General features: G+C 44.5%; 25 protein-coding genes. 3 read left to right on the forward strand and 22 right to left on the reverse strand.

Annotation, left to right across the window (positions count from 1 at the left end):
* Positions 1–78: 78 nt before the first annotated feature.
* The 19 genes from R7035_RS05900 to R7035_RS05990 all read right to left on the reverse strand — a co-directional run bounded on the left by R7035_RS05900 (position 79) and on the right by R7035_RS05990 (position 17,162).
* Positions 79–1,128, reverse strand: coding sequence for a porin (locus R7035_RS05900; RefSeq protein ID WP_005374238.1), 1,050 nt, complete (start codon positions 1,126–1,128; stop codon positions 79–81).
* Positions 1,129–1,343: 215 nt separating this feature from the next.
* Complete coding sequence (locus R7035_RS05905; protein WP_205391281.1) at positions 1,344–2,213, reverse strand: metal ABC transporter solute-binding protein, Zn/Mn family; 870 nt, start codon at positions 2,211–2,213, stop codon at positions 1,344–1,346.
* 22 nt (positions 2,214–2,235) lie between these two features.
* On the reverse strand, positions 2,236–3,111 hold the full coding sequence (locus tag R7035_RS05910) for a metal ABC transporter permease (RefSeq protein WP_005393560.1): 876 nt from the start codon (positions 3,109–3,111) through the stop codon (positions 2,236–2,238).
* Complete coding sequence (locus R7035_RS05915; RefSeq protein ID WP_213961621.1) at positions 3,111–3,839, reverse strand: metal ABC transporter ATP-binding protein; 729 nt, start codon at positions 3,837–3,839, stop codon at positions 3,111–3,113. Before R7035_RS05915 ends, R7035_RS05910 begins: the two co-directional genes overlap by 1 nt.
* Complete coding sequence (locus R7035_RS05920; RefSeq protein ID WP_005374249.1) at positions 3,839–4,765, reverse strand: metal ABC transporter solute-binding protein, Zn/Mn family; 927 nt, start codon at positions 4,763–4,765, stop codon at positions 3,839–3,841. The genes R7035_RS05915 and R7035_RS05920 overlap by 1 nt, the downstream gene beginning before the upstream one ends.
* A gap of 22 nt (positions 4,766–4,787) precedes the next feature.
* On the reverse strand, positions 4,788–5,339 hold the full coding sequence (locus tag R7035_RS05925) for a DUF6162 family protein (RefSeq protein WP_005374250.1): 552 nt from the start codon (positions 5,337–5,339) through the stop codon (positions 4,788–4,790).
* Positions 5,336–5,656, reverse strand: a complete 321-nt coding sequence (locus R7035_RS05930) for a hypothetical protein (RefSeq protein WP_005374251.1) — start codon at positions 5,654–5,656, stop codon at positions 5,336–5,338. The genes R7035_RS05925 and R7035_RS05930 overlap by 4 nt, the downstream gene beginning before the upstream one ends.
* 42 nt (positions 5,657–5,698) lie before the next feature.
* On the reverse strand, positions 5,699–6,529 hold the full coding sequence (locus R7035_RS05935; protein ID WP_005374252.1) for a DUF4198 domain-containing protein: 831 nt from the start codon (positions 6,527–6,529) through the stop codon (positions 5,699–5,701).
* 15 nt (positions 6,530–6,544) lie between these two features.
* Positions 6,545–7,084 (reverse strand): DUF2271 domain-containing protein, encoded by a 540-nt coding sequence (locus R7035_RS05940; protein WP_053349400.1) that lies wholly within the window; start codon positions 7,082–7,084, stop codon positions 6,545–6,547.
* 21 nt (positions 7,085–7,105) lie between these two features.
* Positions 7,106–7,735: a PepSY-associated TM helix domain-containing protein gene (locus R7035_RS05945; RefSeq protein ID WP_318146014.1), complete on the reverse strand. Its 630-nt coding sequence runs from the start codon at positions 7,733–7,735 to the stop codon at positions 7,106–7,108.
* 133 nt (positions 7,736–7,868) lie between these two features.
* Entirely contained in the window at positions 7,869–9,041 is a 1,173-nt protein-coding gene (locus R7035_RS05950; protein ID WP_017635539.1) for a tetratricopeptide repeat protein, read from the reverse strand.
* A complete protein-coding gene (locus R7035_RS05955; RefSeq protein ID WP_005374256.1) occupies positions 9,038–9,658 on the reverse strand; it encodes an energy transducer TonB in 621 nt (206 codons plus the stop codon). The genes R7035_RS05950 and R7035_RS05955 overlap by 4 nt, the downstream gene beginning before the upstream one ends.
* A complete protein-coding gene (locus R7035_RS05960) occupies positions 9,658–10,062 on the reverse strand; it encodes an ExbD/TolR family protein (RefSeq protein WP_005374257.1) in 405 nt (134 codons plus the stop codon). The genes R7035_RS05955 and R7035_RS05960 overlap by 1 nt, the downstream gene beginning before the upstream one ends.
* Complete coding sequence (locus R7035_RS05965) at positions 10,059–10,613, reverse strand: MotA/TolQ/ExbB proton channel family protein (protein ID WP_017635540.1); 555 nt, start codon at positions 10,611–10,613, stop codon at positions 10,059–10,061. Before R7035_RS05965 ends, R7035_RS05960 begins: the two co-directional genes overlap by 4 nt.
* Positions 10,613–11,980, reverse strand: a complete 1,368-nt coding sequence (locus R7035_RS05970) for a MotA/TolQ/ExbB proton channel family protein (protein WP_085569257.1) — start codon at positions 11,978–11,980, stop codon at positions 10,613–10,615. Before R7035_RS05970 ends, R7035_RS05965 begins: the two co-directional genes overlap by 1 nt.
* Complete coding sequence (locus tag R7035_RS05975; RefSeq protein ID WP_085569258.1) at positions 11,981–12,748, reverse strand: DUF3450 domain-containing protein; 768 nt, start codon at positions 12,746–12,748, stop codon at positions 11,981–11,983.
* 74 nt (positions 12,749–12,822) lie between these two features.
* A complete protein-coding gene (locus tag R7035_RS05980) occupies positions 12,823–14,916 on the reverse strand; it encodes a TonB-dependent siderophore receptor (protein WP_318146015.1) in 2,094 nt (697 codons plus the stop codon).
* A 207-nt stretch (positions 14,917–15,123) separates the two neighbouring features.
* A complete protein-coding gene (locus R7035_RS05985; RefSeq protein WP_017819704.1) occupies positions 15,124–16,497 on the reverse strand; it encodes a sensor histidine kinase in 1,374 nt (457 codons plus the stop codon).
* A complete protein-coding gene (locus R7035_RS05990) occupies positions 16,497–17,162 on the reverse strand; it encodes a response regulator transcription factor (protein ID WP_318146016.1) in 666 nt (221 codons plus the stop codon). The genes R7035_RS05985 and R7035_RS05990 overlap by 1 nt, the downstream gene beginning before the upstream one ends.
* A gap of 230 nt (positions 17,163–17,392) precedes the next feature.
* Here R7035_RS05990 and R7035_RS05995 point away from each other — a divergent pair, with 230 nt between their 5' ends.
* Complete coding sequence (locus R7035_RS05995; protein ID WP_132936945.1) at positions 17,393–18,103, forward strand: glycerophosphodiester phosphodiesterase family protein; 711 nt, start codon at positions 17,393–17,395, stop codon at positions 18,101–18,103.
* Between the two features lie 35 nt (positions 18,104–18,138).
* Here the strand turns inward: R7035_RS05995 and R7035_RS06000 are convergent, their stop codons facing one another.
* Complete coding sequence (locus R7035_RS06000; RefSeq protein WP_017819702.1) at positions 18,139–18,621, reverse strand: murein L,D-transpeptidase family protein; 483 nt, start codon at positions 18,619–18,621, stop codon at positions 18,139–18,141.
* A 242-nt stretch (positions 18,622–18,863) separates the two neighbouring features.
* On the opposite strand from R7035_RS06000, the gene R7035_RS06005 reads away from it, so the two are divergent.
* Together R7035_RS06005 and R7035_RS06010 are read left to right on the forward strand one after the other, a co-directional pair.
* Positions 18,864–19,859, forward strand: coding sequence for a 2-hydroxyacid dehydrogenase (locus R7035_RS06005; RefSeq protein ID WP_132936944.1), 996 nt, complete (start codon positions 18,864–18,866; stop codon positions 19,857–19,859).
* A gap of 85 nt (positions 19,860–19,944) precedes the next feature.
* On the forward strand, positions 19,945–20,301 hold the full coding sequence (locus tag R7035_RS06010) for a YibL family ribosome-associated protein (protein ID WP_005374274.1): 357 nt from the start codon (positions 19,945–19,947) through the stop codon (positions 20,299–20,301).
* 157 nt (positions 20,302–20,458) lie between these two features.
* On the opposite strand, the gene R7035_RS06015 is transcribed toward R7035_RS06010, so the two are convergent.
* Positions 20,459–21,490 (reverse strand): cytosolic protein, encoded by a 1,032-nt coding sequence (locus tag R7035_RS06015; RefSeq protein WP_132936943.1) that lies wholly within the window; start codon positions 21,488–21,490, stop codon positions 20,459–20,461.
* A gap of 103 nt (positions 21,491–21,593) precedes the next feature.
* Positions 21,594–22,355, reverse strand: coding sequence for a cytosolic protein (locus R7035_RS06020; RefSeq protein WP_132936942.1), 762 nt, complete (start codon positions 22,353–22,355; stop codon positions 21,594–21,596).
* Between the last annotated feature and the right edge of the window lie 350 nt (positions 22,356–22,705).

Here is a 22,705-nt window from a genome sequence, read left to right on the forward strand (position 1 = left end):
AGAAAGAAAAACGCCTACTCACAACGAGTAGGCGTTAACACAATAAATGTGTTTAGGCAGTAGAAACTGGCCTATTTATTAGAAGTAGTAACGAGCACCTAGAGTCCAGTAGTCGTTCTCTTCATTGTTGTAGTCGTTACCTAGGTCAAACTGGTAACCAGCGAAAGTAACGAATGCAGGAGTTACTGCGTACTCTGCTTGTAGCGCAGTTTCGCTTGAAACTGTCTTGTTGTCTTTGTCGTCTTCTACACCTTCGTAGTTAACGCTGAACGTCCAATTGTTGACTCCGTACGCTAGTAGGCCCTCAATCTGAGTAGTTTCTTCACGCATCTCGTAGAAGTATTCGTTCATGCCATATACAACAGCTGCGTACAGACCAGAGCCATACTCACCGTAATTTACAGAAACAAGGTGTGATTCAGCAGTTTTAGTACCTAGACCAGAATTCTCAACATCACCGCCGCTGTATACGTAGCCTAGACCAAAGCCCGCAACAGAGCCGCTCAGTGCGATTTGACCACGTTGGTCATACTTGCTGCCTTTAGAAACGTATTCTGGAAGACCTGTGTTAGGGTTTTGTTGTAATGATAGGCCTCTATCATCATTTTCACCTTGCCAACCAAGACCTAGGTTGAAAGCAAAACCTTCGCCAAACTCAAAGCTTTTACGGTAGCTGATCATTTTTTCAGCACGACCAGTACCTAGATTGTTGTGATTGTCGTACAAAAAGTCGTTCGCGAACGCGATTGGTAGATCCGCAACGCCAGCGACATCGTAGTACGGAGACCACTGTGTACCTCCCACTAAACGGCCAAACTGCTGGTGGGTCGCGCCGATGTAGCCCAAACGAGTTGAAAACGACTGGCTACCACCATTTAGGTAGTTAAGTGCCCATTCGCCTTTAGCGTCGATAGTGATACCGTTGCCAATGTCTTTCTTGCCCGCAACATTGATACGTGGAGACACTTGGTGAACTTTTACTTCTTCTTCGAAATACTCACCCACGCCAACTGAAACGTGACCGCCGATCGATAAAGATGTACCATCGCTGTTGTAAACTTCTGCTGCGAAGGCCTGTGAACCACATGCTAGTGCCGCCACTGCAACGGCTAGAGTTTTCATTTTCATTGTTAACATCCGTATAGTTGTTTGTACCGGTTCGCTTAGAAACAGATTAAATCCGAATCAATCGCAACGAACACATAACAAAGTAGTAATGAAATAGAAATGAAACAAACACTTTCTTATGCAACCAGTGGTATCAATGCTCACATTTTGAACTTAATCACAAAAAAATAGGGAACTTTTCATTCCCCATCATAAAATCTGTGGCTTTTTACGTGTCACATCTCCCAACGTGCGAGTGGCTTCTCAGTTTTGATACCGTTACTGCCCCAGCGGTCAATAACATCAATTTGCAGTATGCGGCTCGGTTTAATAAGCGATGTCAAGGTTTTCGACGGTCGTTTATCCGTCACTAACCATAGCGTTTTATCTTGCTCAAACTGAGCTTTTAAAGATAATTTGTCTTCTTCTGTCCACTCGAGTTCCGGCTTAAATTCGCGCCCAACCACAAACAATTGGTTGCCAGAGGCAAAGTCCTCTAGTGACTCACTCATCAGTACCACTGAATCGATGCCTTTATCGAAGATCTCTGCCTGTTGTTGGTTGATCAGTTCACGCACATTGAGCATAAGAGCCTGTTGATTCGTTTGAATCGTCTTTTGGTGTTCAGGATATACACGTTGTAGATCCTCTCCAACAATACCCGCCATTCGGATTAAGTTTGTAGGGTTCAGCCATGCGTACTTCGATGTTGACCCGTTTTCCAATGTCAGTACTGCAACTCCTTGAGCTCTAGGAGAAATGGCCTGTGATGCATCGATTTCAATCAAGTGAATGTTGCCCTGTCGAGCGTAAACATAAGTCGGGTCTTGTTTCCAAATCGCACCAAGAGTAATAGCAACCGTCGCGGCTTGACCCGCTTGCTTAACTTGCTCTGTACCTTTATTTGCGAACCAGTTCTCAAGACGCTCAACGCCGTAACGCTTTGGAGGCAGATACTGAGTCTCTATCCCTGTACCTTTCATGAGTTGCTCAGACAACATGTACGTGACGGGAGTGCTGGTTAAAATGTCTTTGGCGCTTGCCAACGATGGAAGTGTTGTCGCTATAACCAAACCAAAAGTTATCGCTAATTTTTTTATCTTCATGTTCATTACTTTATAAAAAGGGTTACGCTTTTTGGATAATTCGGTAAACCGTTGCTGTTAGGAAAAATGCCGCAGAAACAATGATGATGGATGCGCCTGATGGCACTGGTAGCTCAAGCTCCATCGGCAGTATGGTTCCTACTAAACACGCAATGGTTGCCAATAAAGAAGAAAGGAGAACAAAACTGCCCATGCGTTTAGTCAATAACCGAGCCGTTGCACCAGGAATCAGTAGCAATGCACCAACCAATACAGCGCCAATAATCTTTACCGCGGCGATGGTGACCAAGGTGATCATCATGACAAATAAGTAATCATAAAAGCTGGTATTAAAGCCGCGTACACGTGCAATATCCGGGCTAATACAAGTCAGCAAAATGCGGTTAAACGTTGGAATAAGAAGCAGTAATATGATCAAACAACTGATCGCTAAAATAAGGATATCGTTGTCCGTCACAGTCAAGATCGAGCCAAACAACACGTTCTCCAACATGTGAATGTTGATCTTGCGAGCAACGTACATTAACAGCGCAGCACCAACCGCTAACGCTAGTGCAAGAAAAACCCCAACCAGTGTGTCGTAAGGTACATTCGTACGATTACGAACAAAGTGAAGCAACAGCGCAAAAATCATACAAAAGCTAAACAATCCGATGATCGGATTCTCTGGCGGCTCACCGAGCAACACACCAATCGCGATTCCGGTAAGCGCAGCATGCCCAACCGCTTCAGAGAAAAAAGCCAGTCGCTTGGCGATGACTAATGTACCAAGACCACCAAGTAATGGTCCTAATATCAGCGCTGCAACAATTGCGTTCACCATGAAAGCATAAGAAAAGCTATCGCTTAACCATCCAGCTTCAACGCCGCTAACCGCTAACTCTCGCAACCAATCCATTATGCAGCCTCCACTTTTGCTGTGTAGTGCTTGAATAATGTTTCTATACGATCAGGACTTAGTACATCTGAATGGTGCCCTGACGCCACAATTTGACGATTTACAACATGGACCTGCGCATCTAAACGGCGCACTGCGGTCACGTCATGGTGTACTGCCAGTACCGTTTTGCCTTCTCCAACGACTTCATGAATCAAACCTTCAAGATATCGAACACCTTGCTCATCCATGCCAGTTGTAGGTTCGTCTAAAACCAATAAATTGGGCTCATCCAGTAAAGCTTGCGCAAACAAAACACGCTGTTGCTCACCGCCAGAGAGTTGCCCCATACGACGGTCGCTACGCGTTGCCATACCCACGCGATCCAGCTGGGCCAGGGCATGTTGAGTTTGTTTCGTTTTACGTCGCCAAAATAGAGGGATACGAGTTTGGTTAAGCAGTACAAAATCCATCACGGTTAACGGGAGGCTTGCTTCAAACATCGCTTTTTGTGGCACATACCCTATCTTCCCCGATGCAGCTGATGGTTCTGGCCAATTGAGCGCTATGTTTCCCGAAAATGGCGTGAGTCCAAGTACCGAACGAAGCAAAGAGGTTTTACCACCGCCGTTCGGTCCCATAATCACGTGACATTTCGCGTTCTCGAATTCGGCGCTGATGTTCTGCAAAATGATATTGTCGGCGTATTTTATGCCCACGTTACTTAAGGAAACGGAAGGTCCAGTCATCACGCCTTTTCCCCTGCTCGCTTACTCGCCACAAATTTCATGGCTTCGATTAGTGTTTCCACATTATCTCGCATCTCAACCTCGACTTTATCAGCCTCATACTCACCGTGAGTCATGTGAGAAAAGCGATAAAGCTGCACCCCGGTCGCCTCTTCGATGGTATCAACAAAGCGATTCGGCATATTGAGCTCATAAAACAGAACATCAATGCCCGATTCACGAATTTTCTCTATCGTTTCCTGTAGCTGACTTGCACTTGGTTCTACACCATGAGCAGGCTCAATGACAGCGGCAACGTCAACACCAAACTCCTGAAGGATATATCCGTAAGCATTGTGGGTTGTCGCCACCTTCATACCAGCCGTGTCCAACTCACCAAGAGACAACATTGCATCACGCTTCATCAGGCGAAATGTTTTCGCGTATTTACGAGCATTTTGGCGATAGAACGTAGCATTGTCTGGGTCCAATTGGCTTAGCTCACTCGCGATGGTGTAAACCTTTTGAATGGTTGTTGATAGACCGACAAAGGTGTGAGGGTTCACTGCTCCTTGACCAACAGACTGCCCCATAGCGGGCAATAAAGGCACTTCTTTGTTCGCTTCTATAACCACGAGATCATCACGCTGAGAAGCCTTGATCACTTTCAGTGCAAAATCGTCATGACCAATACCATTGATCACTATTACGTCCATTTCATTTAAGCGCTTAAGATCATTAGGTTGTGGCAAATAGTTGTGAGGATTAAAACCAGCATCAACCAAAGGAACGATGTCCGCCTTCTCACCAACAACGGCTTTAACATAGCTGTAATAAGGTTGAAGCGTAATACCAATACTGAGTTTATCGGCAGCAAAGCCAGTAGAAGACACCGTCAATAACGCGGTGGCTGTAAGAATACGACGTAAAAGAGAGCGTTTGATCATAGTACTTATCAATTATGTTGTCTTAATGGGCGTGAGAATGAGAGGAAGAGTCTGACAGAACGATTTGTTTCCACCCGAAATCGTGGCGTTTAGCTAGATCGCTTAGTCCCTCCACATTTAACGAACGGCTAGAATCATTAAACCAAATATCAGCTTGAGAACTGCGGCTATCCAACAGCATGGAAGCAGAGCCTTGGGCACTGGTCTTCACGCCAATGTAGACACCGTCATCAATTCGTTGCCACTGATGAGAACCTTTACGCTTCCAGTTTTGGTCTTTCACGAACGGAGCAATCCAAAGCACCTCCATATCAGAGATCTCAGGCCAAGTTCCGGTATCTAACTGCAAATCACGAATCTCTTCATGAGCGAGCTTAAGCTCAGCGATCAACCCCAACTCATTTTGATGTAAATCCGTGATTAACACTTGATGAGACTGCATGTCTGGCTTTTCAGTCGCGACCTGATGGTAGGGCATAAGTATGGCTGCTGAACTGAGAATTGCTGCGATTGTCAGTGCGACCCACTTTCCTTCTCGGTTACCATCATCAGGGCGAACTTTCTGTACACTCATTTCTCTTTCAGCTCAACGATATCCACTTCCACCGGGCTTTCATGTCCGGCATCAAATACCAAATAGAAATCTGTTTCAGGGTGAGTAAATTCTGCGATGGAACGCTTATCTGTTTTTTCTTTGGCGATCAGATTGTCGTCGTAATCGTACATTTCGACATCGTAGTCGACCGCTGTCGATCCATCCGAGTAGCCCGCTTCACAAATCACTTTATCTTGCGCCAAGTGACAGCTCATCAGAGGAAAATGTGCAGCAGCGTGAAAGGACGCAAATCCAGAAAAAAGCAAAACCGCTTTTAGAAGAGAAGTGTTATTCATGATAATTCCAAAATGGCCCAGCAATTGCTGAGCCTAATTCGATTAGTTAAGTTGAGTTTCAAACGTAAGGTGAACATTGGCACTCGCTTTATCCGCCAATGGATTATCTTTTAATTCACCTTTGTAGTTCGCTTTCATTAAGTAGCGCCCGGCGACTTCTGGCGTGAAGATCACTTTGCCATCTTTATCGCTCACCACATCGATTTGTTCTTGATGGTTTCGGTACATGGTACCTTCACGTGTAATCTCAGCAGTAACGCCCTCTTGTGGCTCTCCGTTAAAGAAAAACTGGAAAGTCACAGGCTCACCTTCAATGATGTCCGATGGATGCGTGATCGGTTTCATCTCCAGCATTTTGCCTTCAATCTCCAACGCTTTGTCCGTTGGCATACCAACCGTAATGTAGCTTTCTGCTCGGGTGTAACTTAGTTGAGTAACCACATCACGCGCTTGCTCAGGAAGCACGTCACCACGCTCAGCTTTGTTTGCTCGCGCCCATTTCACCGTATCACGACGGCCCGCTTTGTATTGTGTGTAGTAGCTCGGCTGATTATTAATCGCGACTTTGTGCGTGCCTTCTTCTGTAAAAAAGAAATCAAACATAGAGCGACGCTTGCCACGAACAACAAAGTTAGGACGCTCAGAGCGGCCATCCGGCATCACCACAAATGCCTGATCACTACCCGCAGGCTTATCAAAAACAAACGTTCCGTGAGAGGCAGTAACATCAAATGTCAGCCAGTCACCGCCTTCTTTAGAAACCGTAAAGTGAGAGGGCAGAACCCAACGTGGATGTGCTTGTGCGGTGGTGGTTACAGCCAATCCCATTGCCATTACACTCGCCAATGCCACTGCTTTCATTTTGGTTTTCATTGTTGTGTCCTTTAATCACTTAACTTGATAATTGACGGTGATGACACCCGTCTCTTGTGTTGGTTTAAGCTCATAGCGCACGTCACTGTCCGCTAGCGTTATTTTTTGACGTAAGTAGTTTCGCCCACCGTGTTCACGAACGACCTCGACGTACAACGTGTAATTTCCTTGTTCCAAACGCTTCCCTGCGTCATTGGTTCCATCCCAGACAAAGCGGTATTGACCAGCAGGACGTGTTGCAGAAGTCACCGCATCAACAAGTTCACGATCATAACGACCCGCTTTTCTCCACCAGCTGCGTAGATCTTTTAACCATTCGTCTTTCCCTACCCATAACTGAATGGTTTTAACCGGTTTACGCTGATCGTTTTCAACCCAAACCGCCACATAAGGGCGTGCATACATTGAGGTATCTATCTTTGGAAGTTCGAGTTCGAAGTCGACCTTCGCGTTATCTGGTATAGGCGCCGCGGAAAGAGAGAAAGGAGCAAAAGCCGCGATCAAAGCGGCTTTACAAAAGTGATTACGGCGGAAAAATCTTCCTGTGTTCAACATAAGTGTTCTCTAAAAAAGCTGTTATGGAACAGCAACAAAATAAATTACGAGCGACAGTAACGTACCAAAGCTCATCCATTGCATTGACGTTCTGAGCGTCTTCTTCTTAGGCAGTAATAAGCACACGCCTGTAAGAACAAAAAACACCATAAAAAGCGCAGTGACGTCGATAAACCACTTCCAAATCCCACCACTGTTGCGTCCTTTATGTAGATCGTTCAGCAGCGCAACAATACCGTAGTGCGTCGTTTCGACGTCTGCTGCACCAGTAGTCATATCAATAAAGACCGTAGCGTTATAACCCGGGCCTTTAAAATCCATAGAAAGCTCTCCGAGTAACAACTCACCTTGCTCAACTTCGGTATACACATCTAGTGCGGAGGGAGTGCCGCGAAGCTCGGTTTCTTTAGTCAAGAAAGCCACCAGCCCTTCACGATTAGGTTGAAAGGTATCTGAATGTGAGAATAAAACTGAGTGCGGAACCGTCAGAGTATGTTGTTGAATGATAGGTTCGCTGCGTTCAAACAATTCGGGGCGATTGAGGGTAATACCAGTTACTGCAAAAAACAGCGTAACTAAGAGAAGAGCCATCGAAATATAGATATGTAGGCGGCGAGCCCAAGTTTGAACACCTTTGCTTTTAAGCAACATAGAAACAATCATCACCAATAAATGTGGGGCATAATTTAGGTGATAATCATTCGTATTGGCATTTAATTTACATTGTTTACTTTAAACAAAAAAATACCCGAGACTGAGCTCGGGTATTTAATAAAAATGTTCGCTATGAGTTCTGCGTCGATTCTACTTTGCGTAGCTGTGATAGATACTTAACCCAACTCTTTGCCTGATTCGATGGCTTAATCTCATTCGCTCTTTTGGCATTAGCGAGCGCATCGTCAAACCGCTTAAGTTTGTAGTAAGCGCGAGTTTTGATAAGTGCAACATCCGCTTTACGACCTCTGACCTTATCGAGCGCGGCAATGGCATCTTTATAATGGCCTTCTTGCACCAACAGTTGAGAATAGTTCCAGTAATACTGCCTATCTAGCTGAGCTGCAATACGCCAGCTATCAATAGACTCTTCCCACTCTTTTGCCATTTGCCAATACGTTGCTTGCTGAGCTTTTAGCTTACTATTCGAGTTTACATCCTCTAGCTCGTTCATCACCAACGCAGCTCTCTCAGGAATACCTCGTTTCGCGTACAATTGTGCCAGCAGCTTTAAGTCATCTTGGCTAAGTTGTAACCCTTTCAGTTTTGCCAACGCCAAAGAGTCTAGGGCACGTTTGTTGTCATCAACCCGTAGGTATAGAGCAACAAGCTGACGCCACCATTCAATTCGCTCAGGTTCAATCACGATTAAGCGTTTGATGGTCGAGATTGCCGGCTTCCACTTTTTCAGTTCTAGCTCAGCAGAAAGCTTTATCGACAATGCGCCAAGCTTGTCTGGCTGACCAAATTTCTCATAACGAGCCATTGCTGAAAGCACTTTTTGCCACTGACTCAGTTGATAATGAGATTGGGAAATACGCAGCCATAGCTCATGCGCTTTTTGACCTTTAGGAATGTTTTTGCTCAAGGCATAGTAATGAGGTAAAGCCTTAGAAAAACGTTGCTCGTTCAGCAGTATATCAGCCAACATTTTTCGGGTTTGCCATGCTTGCTCATCTTGTAGCAAACCACTATTGACTGCCAACTCAAGTTGCTTAATCGCCGCTTGAGTTTGCTCGTTCTGCCAGTAAAAAATACCCAACATTCGAGCGACATAAGCTTGGTCATATCCACGAGAAAGCTCCATAGCTTCAAGAGATGAAATCGCTTCTTTCAGTTTCTCTTCTTGAGCCAAATTATGTGCTCGTTGAACTCTCGCTGCGGTGTATTGGCTTAACTCACTGGCAATGGTTGAGAGTGCACTCAGGCTTAATACCGTACCGATTAAGAATTTTTTCATCATTTGGCTAACTTGAACTCCACTTTAGCGGTTTGTCCGAACTGCTCAATTGACACACCATCCTCAACTTTTGGCTGATACTTCCATTTTTTAAGCGCACGGATTGCTTCCCTTTCAAACATGCGCTCGGGCTCAGCCTCGATCACTTCAATATCTTTTGGTCGTCCAGTTGCATCGATCGTGAAACGCATAATGACATAACCTTCCACTCTACGTTTCAGCGCCTTACTTGGATAGCGAGGATCAACACGATACAACGGCAGTGCTTGCTGGTTGCCCATTGTTCCCTTCAAGTTTGGTGCACTAATCGCGATGCCTTCAAGGGCAGTGTTTAAACCTAAAGCACTGACTGGCGTCATCTGACTCATTGGTTCCATTTGAGTGTCAGCTTGAGACAGATCCATTGGCTCCGGCGCTTGAGGTGGTTCTGGTTGCTCCGGCACTGAACGTTGACGACGCTGCACGTCTGCTTCATTCTCTACCATCACCATATCAAAACGAACGGCTTCTGAAGCTTCTGGCGCACGCTGGTTGCCTTTATCAACCATCCACGCCATAAAGCTAAACAAGCTCACAGAAATTAACAGTGATGCTGGTAGTGCAAGTAACAGCCTGCCCATTAAGGTTTCTCCGCCGCCAATGCAATGTTCTTCACACCTGCCGCCTTTGCAGCGTCCATCACTTTCACGACAGTGCCATTGTAAGCATGCTCGTCAGCTTGGATAACTAACGAAGCATCAGGCTGATCAAGTAACAGGTGCTCAATAGAGGCCTCAACACGCTCAATATCAACCACTCGTTTGTCGATGTACACATCATTCGCTGCCGTTACTGCGATAAAAATGCCCGCGTCTTTTTGGCTTACTACATTAGAAGCCTGAGGGCGATTCACTTCTACACCGGATTCACGTACAAACGAACTGGTCACAATGAAGAAGATCAACATGATGAAGACGATATCAAGCATCGAGGTTAAATCGACTTGAGCTTCATCTTGTTGGTTAGGTCTGCGTCCGAGTCTCACTTTTGACTCCTTAAAGATTGTTCTAACTGGATAGCTTTTCGTTCACACACTTTGCTAAGGCGAGCATGAATAAACATGCCCGCAAGCGCTGCTACCATACCCGCCATGGTTGGCAGCGTAGCAAGTGAGATACCAGAAGCCATCAATTTCGGATTGCTGCTGCCTTGCGATGCCATTACGTCAAACACCGTAATCATGCCTGTCACCGTCCCTAACAACCCTAGCATTGGGCAAACCGCCACAAGTAGCTTAATAGTCGATAGGTTTTGGCGCAGTTCGATTTGCGCTTTTGCAATCCATCCTTCACGAATTTGATGCGCGTACCAAGAGTGGTGCTCTGATCTTGCTTGCCACTGCTCACAAAGCTGTTTTTTTACCCCAGGGAAAACCGTTGTGAGATAAATAACTCGCTCCATAACCAACAGCCAGCACACCGCCACGACGGCGGCCAACCACCATAGGATTTGACCACCTTGCTGCATAAAGCTCATCAAGGTTGTGGCCCAATCCTCACTGATCAAACCCAATGTGCTGAGTAGGATCTGCTCCATTACGCTGCGTTCTCCGCTAAGGTGTTAGAATGGCTTTTGTTACTCGGCATATCACGCTCAGCTTGTTCTGCAACTAAACCGATGCCTTGTTTTTCTAAGATACTGCGAATATTTTCTGCTTGAGAGCTCAATACGTTGTGCGCTAATAGCAAAGGCATGGCTGAAACAAGGCCAAGTACGGTAGTCACAAGTGCCATTGAAATACCACCCGCCATTACTTTCGGATCACCATTACCAAATTGAGTGATGACCTGGAAGGTTTCGATCATACCCGTTACCGTGCCTAGTAGGCCAAGCATAGGAGCTAGAGCTGCAAGAAGCTTAAGCATCGACAACCCTTTTTCTAGGTGGGTTTGCTCATCAACAACAGCTTCCAAAAGACGTAGTTCTAACGCTTCTACGCTGCGATGCTTGTCTTTCTGGTATACCGCTAGCACGCGACCCAAAGGGTTGTCTCCTGGCTGCGCTGGGGTTTTCAGTTGCTTCATGATTTTCTGGCGCGAAATCATCAGTGATGCACCACGTACGAGCGCAATCAATAGGCCGATAGCCAATAAACCAAGGATGATTTTACCGACAACGCCACCCGCATTTAGGCGATCAGCCAAAGTCGGTGAGTTTGCAAGCTGTTCAAGAAGAATGCCACGTGACGGATCAATGACAAGTGCATCAATGTCACCAGAGGAAATAGTATTCGCTGTTGGACCGTTCTCAGGCTGACGAAGATAGTTTACCGCGTCTCCGCGTTGACCATTCCACTTAACGTAGCCAGTCTTATCCAGCAGCGCCATAGAACCAAGACGAACACCATTAACCGTTTGTTCACGACCTTCGCCATTTAGCAGTGTGAAAGAGACGTTTGCCATTTCACCGCTTGCTTTGATTTGTTCTTCCATGCTGCGCCACATCGCCTGAAGTTGGGTCAACGTTGGCAGTGATTTAGCCGCAACAATAGCATCGATATCTTTCTGATATGAGTTTGCATCAACACCGGTTACTGAGCTTTTTAGCTCAGACTCTAGCTCTTTTGCGTTCTGGCGAACGACGCCAAATAACTCACCTAGGCTCCCGGTTTCTAGACGCAACTTTTCTTCTAGCTGTGCCAGTTCTGCTTCATTTTCACCGAAGGTAACACTTAATGAGTCCGCTTCTGCTTGAAGAGCAGCCCGCTCTGCCACCAATTTATTCTTTATAGTCTGTAGCTCTTGCTCTGTTTGCTTAAAACCTGATTCACGCGCGACATTGTGCGATTGCTGTTGACGATTTTCTTGCTGCGCCTTTTGTAACAACGCATCACTAGCAAAAGTTGTATGAGGCATTAATGCGGCTGTCGAGATTAATGCAACCGATAACCATTTTTTCATCATTTATTTGCCCTCCGCAGCGGTTAACGACACTGGCAGAGTTAACATGCTCGGCGCGATCTGTTTATTCGCCATAGCGAACGCTTTGTCTAGCTCTGATTTTTGCTCAGAACCCACTTGTTGCCATGCGTGTTGTTGCTGCGACCAGCTCCAAAATGTGTCACCAGATAAGCTACGCGCTACCAAAGACAAACGGCCTAAATAGAGAATGTCCGCCTCCACAACTTCATTGTCACCCAGGTTAATCTTGCCTTGGTAAACGCCAAGCTTGGTGCCGTAATCCATTTCAATTTGGTACGCTTCTAAAATACGACGAAACTTCTCTGCATCCGCAACGTCTGCACGCGTCATCATGGAATCCAGCTTTGCAATTCGCTCCTCACGTTGCGCTTTGCGTATAGGCTTGTCGTTAGCGACGAGCACTTTTAAGCCCTCAAGCATGTGATACATCAAAGGCACGACACCTTGACGAGTTTGAGCAATCTGCTCAATTTGCTCGTTCAAGCTATCAACTTCTTGATTTTGACTTTCAACAAGGCTTGCAAGATGATCGCGATAAATCTTCAAGTTACCGACTTCCTCTTGCAGCTGCTCAATTTCAGCTTCTAGAGTAAGTGATTTTTCTGCGCTTGCATCAATACGTTTTTGGCTTACCGCCGACGACTGGTTTGTTTTACTCTGCACAGCTTGTGCATCGTTTAAGTTCGCCGCGTGAGCGGGAATCAAAACCGATGATATCAACAGAGCGATACTTGATTTCATTAGATTCATACGAGTTATATTTCTGTGTTCCAAAAACGACCAAAGGGGAAGACTACCCTTCCCCTTTAATAATCAAATTGTTATCAGTACTTGAACTGGATTGTTGCCATGTAGTTGCGGCTTTCTCCAACCACAACCCCACTCGCACCTTTTTGCTCGCCATTCGTGCTACCACCACCTGCGAAGTAGTCAGTATCGAATAAGTTTTCGACATTGAATCGAGCAATAATATCCAAGTTCTCATCGTACTTATGTTTGTATGACACGCCCATATCAACGCGAGCGTAGCCATCTTTCTTGAAGGTGTTCTTTGCATCACCGTAGCGATCACCTTCATAAATCAAACCAAGGTTTAAGTTAGTGTTGTCTTGAACCTTGTAGCTAGACCATAGACTTGCCGAGAACTCTGGCACGTCTACAGGGCGGTTACCTTCATATCTTTCTGCCTTCTTAAGCTCTGCATCCAAATACATTGCAGAAGCGGTTAGCGACAACTCTGGGTTCACAAAACCTTGAGCCATTAACTCAGCGCCTTTGTGAACTTGCTCACCACCTTGCGTTTTCTTGTGTAGGAGATTGCCGCCCGCGTCTTTGCCGCTTTCAACATCCAGCGAGATGTTCTCTAACGTGATATCAAACACAGCACCAGATACAAATAAACGCTGATCAAACAGTTCCCACTTCGTACCGATTTCATAAGAGATACCACGCTCAGCGTCGAGTTTCTCACCTTCATTGATGTAGGTACGACTACCGTTGCTGACTTCACCTTGAGGCATGAAGCTTTCAGAATACTGAACGTAAACCGAGCCATTCGTCGATGGGTGGAATATCACACCTAACTTTGGAGAAACTTGGTTTTCGGTCAGTTCATCATCACGCTTTTCGTCATAACGAACACCTGCAAGCACTTGCCAGTAATCATTAATCGTCATCATATTTTGCGCGTAGATACCCCAAGTATCGTACTCAGCTGTTGGTGATTTCCTCGAACTACTATAGCTAGGCTTAGGCACCGTTTCTCCTGGCGCAATACTCGCCTCATTATGAAATGCCATAAAGCGATCATAACTGTAATCTAAGTAGTTAGCGCCCACTAACAACGTGTTTTCCGTACCGAACAAAGTAAAGTCCGTCGTCACATCTATATATGCAGTATCAAATACCCAATTATCGGAGCGATCGTTGCCTCGATGCTTAATCGTATTTAACTCTTCATACTGATCAAACTTAGGGTAAGACTCTACATCAAAACGCTTAAAGTCTTGGCGGTTGTAACCTGCTTTTACGTTCACGTTATCCGTGACTTGCGCATTAATATCGACACCGTAGTTTTCTACTTCGTTATCAATTTCAGACCACTGCGCATCCCAAATGTACTTATCACCGCGAACCGCTTTGCCATCAACAATGTATGCGCCAGAGTCCACGCTACCGTCGTCTTTCGTGCGATCGTAATGAGCCGATACCATAAAGTTGTCTGTGATATCGTACTCAACCACTAGGCCAGCTACCGTACGATCTGTTTTAGGCTCAGTGCCATCACCGTACCTGCGCCAAGAGCCGTAGCTTTCTTTGGCAAAAATTGCGCGCGCTCGCAGTGTCTCTGCATCATTTAGCGCGCCACTCACATCAAGCACAGTGCGTGAGTGATCATTCGAACCTAGATCTTGACTCAAACTTGCTTGTGTTTGAGTTGTTGGTTTTTTCGAAACCATGTTTACCAAACCACCCGGCTCAGATTTACCGTATAGCAGACCTGATGGACCTTTAAGCACTTCAACACGCTCTAAAAGCTCAATTGGCTGACGGTAGTGTGACCAGTGTTGACGACCATCACGAAGAAAACCGTCTGAACTGCTAAGTTCAAAACCACGTAGAGAGAAACGTTCGCGGTTACGGCTTGTACCACCCGCGCTAACACTTGCATCGTTACGTAGCACTTCACCAAGTGTACTTGCACGCTGCTCATCAATTACCGTTTCATCGATAACCGCTACTTGTCCCGGCGTTTCCAGCTGCGTCATTTCCATGCGCATTGCTGTACTGTTTGTATCTGCCTTGTAGCCGAACTCTCGACCTTCTACAACTACATGTTCGTCTGTTTGAACTTCCGCCACTGCAGGTGTTGCTAACACTGCACCGATCACTAACGCCAAATGGCTCTTAGTAAACATATCCTTTCACTCCGATTATTATTTTTCGGGTCACATACTTGTTGAATGCGATTCCCTCTTAATTATTTCGCGGGTGAATATAAGTGATAAGTATTACCATTTGCATTAAATTTACATTCTTTGCATTTGCAAACTTTTGTAAAGTACTCTCTGATGATGCGCCATGATAATGTGACATTAATCACAAAAATTACGACTTAATCATACTTATTGCTTGAACACTAAAGTAACCCTCAAACCGCCTTGCTCACGGTTTTTCGCCGTGACTGCTCCACCCATAATACGCATGGATTCTTTGACAATCGCAAGACCTAAACCGTAGCCACCAAGCTTTTTATCTCTAGAAGCATCTAAGCGTGTAAACGGATCAAAAATATCGACCAGCTTGTTCTCTGGAATACCAGGCCCATCATCAGATACTGACATGGTGGTGAACTGCTGCCCTTCTTTGACATAATTTTCCAGAGAAACTTCTATCTGAGATGCTGGTCCTGAATATTTAATGGCATTACCAATAAGATTGTTCAAACAACGAATGACCAGCGTTTCTTCACAAATGGCTTTAGCACATACAGCTTCTGAGCGGAAAGACAACGTCTGTTCTGACTTCAAATCTATTTTGCAACGTTCTACTTGCGGGGAGAGCAAAACTTCTAAATCACAGCGTTTCGTGGCTTTGTCGAAGCGCGCATTTTCCAAGCGACTGAACTCCAATATATCGCTGATCAAATGGTTTAGCTCTTTTGCTTCATCTTCTAGCCTTGCCACTAGGCTTTGCTCACTTTCTCCAACACGCTTTCGCAAAAGATGCAGAACCAAGTTCTGCCTCGCTAACGGCGTTCTCAATTCGTGAGAGACATCTCTTATAAGCAGTCGCTGCTTTTCAGCGAGAGAATGAATCTGTTGCGTCATGTGATCGAAATCTTGCGCTAACTCGTTAAACTCACGCGTGCTCGACTTCAGCTCTTTCACGACACTGACATTAAAATCGCCATTAGATAGCTTTTTGCTTGCTTCTCTCAATCGATCCAATGGTTGCTGTAAGTTACGTGCCATTAGCAGCGAAAAGAGCGCCAAAATAACCACTGCAATCACGACTTTGAGAATAGAGAAATACAGAATGAAGTCATTTGCAGGGTGCAGTCGATGTGGCAATTGAATCACTAAAGTATTGCCATGAACTAAAGGAATATTGATGATGGGGCGATTCACTTTCCCCTCAAGTTGATCATCAATGCTTCTCTTAAATTGAAGTTTGAACTCGAAGTGCGGATGCATCAGACGGTGCGTAACTGGTTGCTGATGTTCATTCAACACAAATAAATAAAAGTTTTGCGCATTTGCCCAGTCAGCAAGTTCGTCCATGTCTCCGTGCTCAATCAATACATTGGCTTGATGTGCAAGGTCTAGCATTTCTTCTCGCACACTATCGGGCACTTTCAACATGGCTTTCACCAGAGCTTGTTCCGCTAAGGATTGCACGACCAAAATACTAATGACAATTGCGGTCATGCAACTAAATAACTTGAACGCTAAGCTATCTTTACGTTTTGCAATAAAAGGTGGACATCGGAGCTTCATTAACGGTTTACAGCCTCTAAATAACTGTAACCTTTGCCACGGAAGGTTTTGATATGTTGCTTGGAAAGCCCCGCTTCAACTAACTTGCGACGTATGTTACTGATGTGCATATCAAGGTTGCGATCAAAAGGACTCAGCTCTTTCTTTAACACTTCAGTTTGAAGCTCTGCTTTTGAAATCACGACTCCTTGGTTTTTTACCAAGTAGCTCAATAGTTCAGCTTCCGTACTTGTGAGGGGTAAGCTATTAAGCTGGTCGCTGATCGTTTGAACGGTACTACACATCGTCTGACGTTGACGTTCCAAGCCAACACGACGAAGAATCGCTTTGATGCGCATTAGAAGCTCAGCGACATTAAAGGGCTTTCCGATATACTGATCGGCCCCCGCTTGGTAACCCTCAAGCATCGAGTTTTCATCGTTGAGAGCGGTAAGCATTAGAATAGGTGTCGCGAAGCGCTGACAGATCCTACGAGCAACTTGCATGCCGTTAAGGTTTGGTAACATGACATCAAGCAATACAAGATCTACAGGCGTTTTTTCCATATATTGCAGCGCACTTTCACCGCAATGCACAGAAGATACGATGTAGCCCTCCTCTTGCAAAACCGCTTCTAACAGCTCACACAAAGGAACGTCATCATCGACTATCAAAACTCGTGACATTACCACTCACCATTCAAATAAAAATGGTTCGCATTTTATTACTCATTTACCAATTAAACAACTACACACTCTAAGGCTTTAAGTCCACAGGACTCAGTCCAAGAAGCAGCAACGTGCCATTAGAGTTTAATGTTCACTTTTACTAAAGGTTCCTAACAATATGCACCTAGATATATCTTCATAGAAAAAACGAGTACAATCTGGCAACCGCAATGCAAAAGATAAAGCGAATGGAAACGTTATTAATTGGTCACCGTGGCGTGGCAGGTTCATACCCTGAGAATACAAAAATAAGCATTCAAGCAGCCATTAACCTGGGGTTGAAGTGGGTGGAAGTGGATATACAGCCTACCAAAGATAATGTTTTCGTGGTTTGCCATGATCATACCGTCAATCGATGCAGCAATGGACAAGGCCGTGTTGATGAGCTCACCCTGGAAGAGTTAAAAGCATTAGATTTCGGTAGTTGGTTTAGCACAGACTTTTCAGGCGAGAAGATCGTGACACTAGATGAACTGCTCACTTTAGCTACTGAGAATAAGCTTAACTTGAATATCGAAGTTAAAGTAGACAACCATCCAGCGGAAGAAGTGGCGCAGACTCTCGCCAATGCGTTAGCAAAAAGTCCAATGCCGCAAGAGAATGTACTCCTATCGAGCTTTAGTCATGACATCATTAGAGCGATGCACAAATACTGCAGTGGCTACCGATTGGGTGTGTTAAGTGAATTCTTTACGAGAAAAGATAAACGCCTTTTGGAAGAAGTTAGTGCCTATAGCTGCAACCTAAACATTAACTGGGTTCGTACTCGCCAGATAAACAAACTCCAACAAGCCGGTTACAAAGTGATGTGCTATACGGTGAACAATCCAAATAAACTGAAATACCTGCCTCAGTTAGACGGTATTTTTAGTGATCATCCACAGCGCTTTATGCCATAGCCTATAAGAGCCAGAACATTAAAGGGGACCTTTTATTACCACTCAATCTGAATTGGTGTCCCCATCTCGACAAGCTGGATAAATTCGTCCATCTCCTCGTTGGTAATCGCAATACACCCATTAGTCCAATCAAAACTTTGGATATAAATCGGCAACTGACTCTCACCGTTTTTTAAGCCATGAATTTTGATGTTCCCTCCAGGGGAGACACCTCGGCGCTTCGCTTCCAACGTATCAATCGCATCAGGGTAACTGATATGCACAGAACGATAAAAAGCAGAGTCCTCTATAACATAATCTAGAGTGTATTCGCCCTCTGGTGTGCGATTGTCTCCCTCTTCTTGTTTATGTCCTTGAGGGTTCGCTCCTAAAGCAATTCGGTATTCTTTTAGCACTGCTCCTTGTTCCATCAAATACATTCGACGCTTAGACTTGTCGACTTTAACGAGGTCAACAGCTGCGTGAGTGCCAGAAGCAAACACACAACACAAGAACATAGAGCACCATTTTACTGACATTGTCGTAACGCCTAAGCTAATAAAGTGAACAAGAAAAGAGCGATAATGCTAGTCAGTTAATGCTCGTAAAGCAAACAGTATCTAATGCGGAACCGTAAGATAGCACTCGCTGAAAGGCGTACTTCTTATTGTTATTTGATACAACAAAAGTCAAAGAGAAGATTTCTCTATTCATTGCGGCTAAGTTGCATTACTTTATAAGCATATTTATTTATAAAGTCCGCACTTTTTGAGAGGGAACCATGATTAACATTGCTTTTTTTAGTGCAAAATCCTACGACGAAGCCTCTTTTAATAAAATTAAAAATAACCGCGATTTTGAATTTCACTATCACGACTTCCGACTAACCGAAAAAACAGCCAAGATGGCGCACGGCAGTGATGTCGTATGTGCGTTTGTTAATGATGATCTTTCAGCTCCTGTCCTTAAACAGCTTTCTCTGGGCGGGACCAAGCTTATTGCTATGCGCTGCGCGGGATATGATAAAGTTGATCAACAAGCAGCCAAAGAACTAGGCTTACAAGTGGTTCGAGTTCCTGCTTACTCACCAGAAGCAGTGGCAGAGCACACGGTTGGTTTAATGATGTGCCTAAACCGCCGTCTTCACAAGGCCTACCAACGCACACGTGACGCCAACTTCTCGCTAGAAGGTCTTGTTGGCTTTAACTTTTTCGGAAAAACCGTTGGTATTATTGGTACGGGTAAGATTGGTATCGCGACGATGCGTATCTTCAAAGGGCTTGGCATGGAACTGCTTTGCTACGACCCCTACGAAAACCCATTAGCGCTAGAAATGGGAGCCCGTTACTGTTCGCTTGAAGAAATCTACGCTAATGCGGATATTATCTCTCTCCATTGTCCAATGAGTGAAGAAAACTATCACTTATTGAACGAAAAAGCCTTCGCGCAAATGAAAGATGGTGTAATGATCATTAACACCAGTCGAGGCGAGTTGCTAGATTCACTAGCGGCGATAGAAGCGTTGAAACAAGGTAAGATTGGTGCGCTTGGCCTAGACGTGTATGACAATGAAAAAGACTTATTCTTCCAAGATAAATCTAACGATGTCATTGTAGATGATGTTTTCCGCCGTTTATCGGCTTGTCATAACGTGCTGTTTACTGGCCACCAAGCATTCTTGACTCACGAAGCACTGAATAATATTGCCTCTGTGACGCTTGATAACGTCGAAGCCTTTTTCTCTGGTAACGTATCGGGCAATGAACTGATTAACTAAAGCCAGACAATCGAGAAGTATAGTAGAGCGTGTGATCTCAGCTATGCTATACTTCTCGACTATTTAAAATTTGAGCCAAATTACCATGAGCATAAAAACTGATATTCAAAAGCTGCACAACCGTTTAGATACATGCCAACGTAAACTTGATGCGGCACGTTCTCGTGGTGATCACGAAATGATTACAAAGTTCACGGATGAAGTAGAACAGCTTACCAAAAAGCTTAACCAGTTAAAGCACAAGCAAAACTATGAGCTGAACAAAGAACGTAAAAGCTTACTTGATATGCCTTTCTCTCGTGAAATCACCAAAGCAGAACAAGCGGACATCGGCAAACTGAAAAAACGCGTACGCGGCTTAGTAATCGTTCACCCATTAACAAAAGTTGGTAAAGAACTTCGCCTTGATGTGATGACAGGCTTTGCGCCAAAAGAGTTTTAAAACTCGCATTAACATTTATGGAGCCCAAGCATTTGCTTGGGCTTTTTATTTTGTACTGCTTCATTAAATTTCATCGAAATATCAACCCATAAGCTCTTAAAAAGGCCAGCGACAAAAGCCACTGACCAAATTCAAAATGCCAGTCTGCATTACTCGCCTACGACAGTTGCTGCAACTTGTGCTCCACAACGGGGTCATTCGGAACTAACTGCTGAGCCACTTCCAAAAGTTGTACTGCATCTTGCGGATTGTCATGCTCATGCTTCATCGCAATATCAACAAGTGGCTGAATATCGATTTGCGCTTGATGCTCCTTCACATGTTCTTTCTTTTCTTCAATTAACACATTATGAGCGGTACTCAGTAAGTTCAAACGATGCTGTGAACTCGCATTCGCCTTGTTAAGGCACTGATAGTAATCTTCTTTTAATCGCAGCGTTTTAGTCTGATGACGAAACTGCGCTATATCTATCTTCTGATAACGTATAAAGTCTACAGCCACTTGCTTATAAAAACCGAATTTATTCAAATACGTCGCGTGGGTACCATGTCCCATCCCGAAGACTCTTAAGTGAGTGAGCTCTGGGTAGCGTTTGGCGTGAAGGCGGTCGATTTCATTAGTTGGATCATAAATGATGTAGCCTTTTGCATCGCCAAGGTCAAGGTCGTGATACTTTCCTTCCCAATCAAATTGTTGGGCTAGTTCAGTACTTGGCCTATCATCCCATGGCACCAAAACTCTGTTTTTTGTGCTGACCGGGTGAAACATCAATACTTGATCCAACTTTAATAGATTGGAAAAGGCACCAATAGCAAAACCACCGCGGCTAAGCCCATAACCTAAACGACATTCAAAAGGCTCAAGTAAAGTTGATAGCTGCTCTAGAAAGAAAATCAAATTACGGCTGCGAAACCAGTTACTTTTCCCAAGATGCTGAAATGAAATAATATTTACTTTTTGTTTCTGGGCTAAGCGATAGCCCCAAGGCGCAAAGTCTGAGTGTAAGTCCTGTACTTGTAGATTCGTACCAGCAGGGGAAAAGGTGAACAACAACGGTTTATTGCGGTCGACAAACTCATACTTAACAAATACATCATCAAGTAAGTTCTCCCCGGACATCGGTAGCCTGGTTTGCTGTTCTTCACGAGAAAGAGCCAGCCATTCATCCAACCAGTACAGTAACTTCATTAATCCTCCATCTAAATTGCGCCTAGCAATTGTGTTAAAAATCTAGTTTTTAGTGTGTGATCATCTCCCCCTGGTTACAGGGGACTCTGATATCAGTCCTCTTTTAAAACAAAGCGTGAATTTGCTTATTAAATTGGTCAATATCTAAGGTTTGATGGCGAACAAACTCCTGCGCCACCAGATTAAAAAATTCTAATTTATCTAATTGTGTGGATTGAGTGCCGTGTCCCATACCGACGACTTTTAAATGGGTAAGCTCTGGATAACGTTCAGCATGAAGACGATCAATGCGATTGGATGGGTCATAAATAATATAACCTTTGGCATTGCCCAAATCTCGATCATGGTAGCCGCTTTCCCAAGCAAACTGCTGAGCAAGCTCAGTACTCGGCCGCTCATCCCAAGGCACTAAAGCTTTACTTTTTGTGCTAACAGGATAAAACAACAAAAGATGCTCTAATTTCAGCAAGTTAGCGAACGCGCCAATTGCAAAACCACCTCGACTTTGCCCATAACCCAAACGACATTTGAAGGGATGAAGTAACTCAGATAGCTGCTCCAGAAAGAAAATCAAATTCCGACTACGGAACCAATTACTTTGTCCTAAATGTTGAAAGGCAATAATGTTTACTTGTTGTTGTATTCCGAGCTCGTAGCCCCAAGGAGAAAAATCCGGAGTTAAATCTTGTACCTGCACATCAGTACCGGAAGGAGAAAATGTAAACAACAATGGCTTGTTAAGATCGACGAGTTCATACTTCACAAACACATCATCAAGTAAATCGTAGCCAGAGATAGGTAAAGCCATCTCTTGTTCTTGTTGAGTAAGAGCTTGCCATTCATCTAACCAGTAAAGTAGCTTCATTTTTTCTCCAAGTGCATCCGCAGTATTTAGACTGGAACTCTATCAAAATGCGTTTAAGCATCCCACGTTGAGACTTAAGAAAGCTCTATTTGAAGCCCAAATGAGACGTATGGAAATGTCTTCGATTGAAGGTATTACTGCGTAAACTAAACCCAAAGTAGGTACGCAAAAACTTGGAGAAAGAGCTAGAGAAAAATCAATTAGAAGTTTCGATAACAGCGGTTAAAAAACAGCAGATACAAAAAAACCGCTGTAAGAACAGCGGTTTTTTTTTAAAAGTGGCGGAGAGATAGGGATTTGAACCCTAGATACGCTATTAACGTATGCCGGTTTTCAAGACCGGTGCTTTC

The organism is Vibrio sp. 1731 (assembly GCF_033339955.1).
In the GTDB taxonomy this organism is placed as follows: Bacteria; Pseudomonadota; Gammaproteobacteria; order Enterobacterales; family Vibrionaceae; genus Vibrio; species Vibrio alginolyticus.